Genomic DNA, 4,305 nt, shown 5'->3' with positions numbered 1-4,305 from the left:
CCCCAGTGCTTGCACCTCCTTGGTGGAGAGCTGCACCAGCTGATCCTTCATCATCTTGTTTTCCATGGTCTCGACCCCCTGACGCACCAGCTGTATCAGAGCATCGGTCTGCTGACCCAGCTCGGCGCGGTAGGCCGGTTCAATCTGGTAGAGCAGGGTCAGATCGGCCTCCAGCTCTTGCAGAGTGGCGCTGATCAGGTCGAGACGAAAACGCAGGCCGCTGTAGCCCTCGGCCTGAAACAGGCCGAAATCGGCGATGGTGGCGGCGCGATCCCGCACCTGAGCCAGCAGGTCGCGCAGCTGCGGCAACCGCTCGCTGGCGAGGATCACCATGTAGTAGGTACCGAGCGCCGGATCCTGGATCAGGCTGCTACTGGCGGTAATATGCTTGTAGAGGTGGCGCACCTCGGTCAGCAGCTTGTCGTGGCGCTGGTTGCTCTGCTCCACTTCCAGCTTGCCTGCTTCACTCTGCAGGGCGGCCCAGCCCTGCTGGATCACCTCAAAGGAGGGGTTGTTCTGGCGGGTGTCGGCAAAGGCTTGCAGGCTCTGATCAACGGCTTGTGCAGCTGCTTTGACCTGGTCATCACCGACCGGATCCACCTCATGGGCGTGACGGGTCACCAGATTGCGATGGGTGAGCAGGGCCTGCTCGATAGCGGGCACGGGGGCGAGATTGACCACGCCAGCCAGCTCCCGGTTGGCCTGCGCGTTGTCATCCTGCAGCCGCCCCAGCAGATTGGTCATGCTGTACGCCAGTGGCAGCAGCATCAGGCAGGACCAGAGCAGGAATTTGTATTTGAAGGAGAGCTGATTGCCCAGCCGGATGGCGGGGTTGAAAATCCATTTCATGTTAAGCCTCGATACCGGAGTGCGGGCGTGAGTCGTGTTGCCTGAATAGTACTCCGAGCGGCCTCCCTTGGGTGATGGCCGGTTGCAAGTTGTGATCCCCTTGGCTTTTTACTTTCGGGCGGGAGCGCCGTCAGCCGAGCCAATAGAAAACGGGCCACCCGAAGGTGACCCGTGGCCGATAAGGGACTATCCGCTTGCAACCGATCAGTTGAACGCCAGGAAGGGCGAGACGCAGAGCAGCAGGCCGGTGACGATGATGATGTAGAGGGAGGTGCCCTTGTACTTGTGCAGTGCCGGTACCTGATAGACCAGATAGGCCGGGATGAGACAACCCACCATGCCGAAGATGGGGCTGCAGATAGAGGTGAAGCTCAGTACCGGTGCGTTGAGCACGATGGCACCCCAGGAGAGCATGACGGTGAACACCATGATCCCTTTGCCCACCAATCCTTTGTTGATGCGGTTTTCCGGCATGACGCGGCGCAGCAGGTTCATCGCCAGACCCTGACAGGCTTCACGAAAGCCCAGATAAACGCCGAAGTAGGCGGTCATTACCGCAAAGATGTTGAGGGTGAGGCTCAGGAGCTTGAGAGTCTGGCCGGGCATCCCCTGGGCTACCATGGCCAGCGCGGAGATATTCTCTTCAGAGGCTTTAACCGCCTGATCGTGGCCCATGGCAAGAGTGAAGGAGACCGCGTAGAAGAACACCACCACAAACAGGATGCCGAAGGCGATATTCATGGCGCGCATCGCCTTGAAGCGGGCCACTTCAAGCGACTTTTCCCGCGAGCGGTAGGAGATCACCATGGGACTCAGGCTCTGGATAAAGAGGATGGAGGTGAGGGTAAAGGGCAGCATGATGATGGCATCCTTCATCCAGTCACCGGCGGCGGGCATGGCGGTGATGTTGGCCGCATCCCACTTGTCCACCATCATCAGGCCGAGCACGGCCACCACGCTGATCTTGGTCAGCACCATAAAGGTGGAGATCTTGAACAGCAGGTTTTCACCGCGCGAGGCCAGTGCCACCAGACCGCAGATCAGCACCAGACCGTAGAGCGGGTTTTCGGAGAGCAGGCCGTCGGTGACGCCGAAGCTCTGCAGGAAGGAGGCGCTGTCATTGGTGATGGCGGTGGAGTAGACGAAGACCCAGATCACCAGCATCACGAAGTAGAGGGCACCGAGCAGCACACCCCAGTTCTTGCCAAGGTAGCCGGTGATGACGCTGGGGTAATCCTTGCACTCCGGCGAGGTGGCCAGGGTGTTGATAAAGAGGCGTTGGAACATGTACATGGCGGGGTAGCCGATCACCGCCGAGAGCAGAAAGACCCACAAGCCCATCAGACCCACCTGTACCGGCAGGAAGACGATCCCCGCGCCGATGGCCATGCCGATGCTCATGATGATCCAGCCCCAGTCGGTGCTGTCGAAGCGAACCGCTTCTTTCCATTCCAGCGTGCCCATCACGGGGCTGGCGAGTGTAGTGCTATGCGCGTCCATTAAAACCTTCTTTTTTGTAGGGATGTGGGAAATCGGCGCAAATATAGTTGAATGAAACTGTCATAAACAATGCCCATAAGAGTACTTTTGTTCAAATCAGGATGGTGATCACGGTTTATATTGAGGCCGAAAGGTGCCTTTAAACGCCATTTTTGTATCTTTTTGTTGAACGGATAAAATAAAAAGCAAATAATGTTGAACGGAATGAGATTCATGATTGCAAAAAAAATTGCACAAACAGGAGTGGCTATATGAAACGCATCATCACAGCAGCAGCGGCACCTGACGCTATCGGTCCCTACAGCCACGGCACTGCCTATGGCGACCTTATCTTTACCTCCGGTCAGTTGCCGGTCTGCAAGCAGCAGGGTGGTGTGGTGGAAGGGGGGATTGCCGCCCAGACCCGCCAGTCACTGGAAAACCTGAAATCCGTGCTGGAAGCCGCTGGCGGCTCGCTGGATACCGTGCTCAAAACCACCTGCTACCTCGCCGAGATCAGCGATTTTGCCGCGTTCAACGAGGTCTATAAAGCCTATTTCCAGAAAGATTGTCCGGCGCGCAGCTGCTTCGCAGTGAAGGATCTGCCGATGGGCGTCAAGGTTGAAGTGGAAGCGATCGCCCATATCGCTCGTTAATGCTGATAAAAAGGTTCAAGTGATGAAACAAGCGTGGCAGCAGTATCTGCAGATTATTCAACAGGTTGTCAAACCAGCGCTGGGTTGTACCGAGCCAATCGCCGCCGCCTATGCCGCGGCTGTCGCCGTCCGGCAACTGGGCTGTGAGCCCGGTCGCCTCGAGGTTGCGGTGTCGGACAATCTCTATAAAAACTCGATGGGTGTTTATGTGCCGGGCACCGGCAAGATCGGTCTGGCCATTGCGGCCGCGGCCGGTGCCATCGGCGGCAACGCTGATGCCGGGCTGGAGGTGCTGGCCGCGATCCAGCCAGAACAGGTGGATCGTGCCCAGCAGCTGATCGATGCTGGCAAAGTGCACGTGAGCCGCACCGCCGCCCCCGAGTTTATCTTCTGCCGCGTGACCGTTTATGGCTCTGATGACAAGGGTGAAGAGCACAGTGCCGAAGTGACCCTGTGCGGCGGTCATACCCGCATCGTCGAGCAGCGCCGCGATGGCGAGGTGACCTTCACCGCCGATCAGAGCCAGGGCGGCGCCACCGGTTCCATCTGCGATGGCGTCGATATCAGCATCGCCGCCATCTACGAGTTCGCCACTCAGGTGGAGTTCGAGCAGATCAGGTTCATCCTCAAAGCCTCCGAGCTCAACGGCAAGCTCTCTGCCGAGGGGATGAACAACCCCTATGGCCTGGAGATTGGCCGCACCATGCAGCAGAACATCAATGCCGGTCTAATCGGTGAGGATGTGATGAACCGCATCGTGATGATGACGGCGGCTGCCTCCGATGCCCGGATGGGGGGGCGACCCTGCCAGCTATGAGCAACTTCGGCAGCGGCAACCAGGGCATTGCCGCCACCATTCCGGTGATGGTGATTGCCGAGCGCTTTGCGGCCAGCGAAGAGCAGCTGGCTCGCGCCCTCATCATGAGCCATCTGGGCGCCATCTATATCAAGTCCCACTATCCGCCGCTGTCGGCCTTCTGTGGCAATACCGTGACCAGCGCGGCCGCCTCCATGGCCATGGTCTATCTGGCGGGCGGCAGCTTCGAGCAATCCTGCTTCGCCATCCAGAATGTACTGAGCGACAGTGCCGGCATGGTGTGCGACGGGGCGAAGGCCTCCTGCGCCATGAAGGTGAGTACCTCCTCCGGCGCGGCAGTGCGCGGCTTCCTGATGGCCCTCAACAGTCACTCGGTGTCGGGGCAGGGGATCGTCGCCGGCGACGTGGATCAGACCATCCGCAACGTCGGCCAGATGGTGAAGGAGGGCATGTCTGCCACAGACAGCACCATTATTGATATCATGTCCGCCTGATGTCCCTGTC

At 58.9% G+C, this 4,305-nt stretch carries 2 protein-coding genes and 2 pseudogenes; 2 read left to right on the top strand and 2 right to left on the bottom strand.

Features of this window, described 5'->3' with window-relative positions; all coding sequences use genetic code 11:
• Nucleotides 1–849 (bottom strand): annotated as a pseudogene (locus tag AACS18_RS23655) (methyl-accepting chemotaxis protein); the annotation flags it as partial.
• Nucleotides 850–1,053: 204 nt separating this feature from the next.
• The gene (locus tag AACS18_RS20410) at nt 1,054–2,349 is read right to left on the bottom strand and encodes an amino acid permease (protein ID WP_005334398.1); all 1,296 of its coding nucleotides are present in this window, start codon (nt 2,347–2,349) and stop codon (nt 1,054–1,056) included.
• A gap of 251 nt (nt 2,350–2,600) precedes the next feature.
• Between AACS18_RS20410 and AACS18_RS20405 the strand changes: the two genes are divergently transcribed.
• On the top strand, nt 2,601–2,984 hold the full coding sequence (locus tag AACS18_RS20405) for a Rid family detoxifying hydrolase (protein WP_005344164.1): 384 nt from the start codon (nt 2,601–2,603) through the stop codon (nt 2,982–2,984).
• A gap of 22 nt (nt 2,985–3,006) precedes the next feature.
• Nucleotides 3,007–4,295 (top strand): annotated as a pseudogene (locus AACS18_RS20400) (L-cysteine desulfidase family protein).
• Nucleotides 4,296–4,305 lie beyond the last annotated feature (10 nt).

It is taken from the genome of Aeromonas sp. HMWF015, assembly GCF_963878965.1.
GTDB lineage: Bacteria > Pseudomonadota > Gammaproteobacteria > Enterobacterales > Aeromonadaceae > Aeromonas > Aeromonas veronii.
This window is presented reverse-complemented; position numbering and strand designations above follow the sequence as displayed.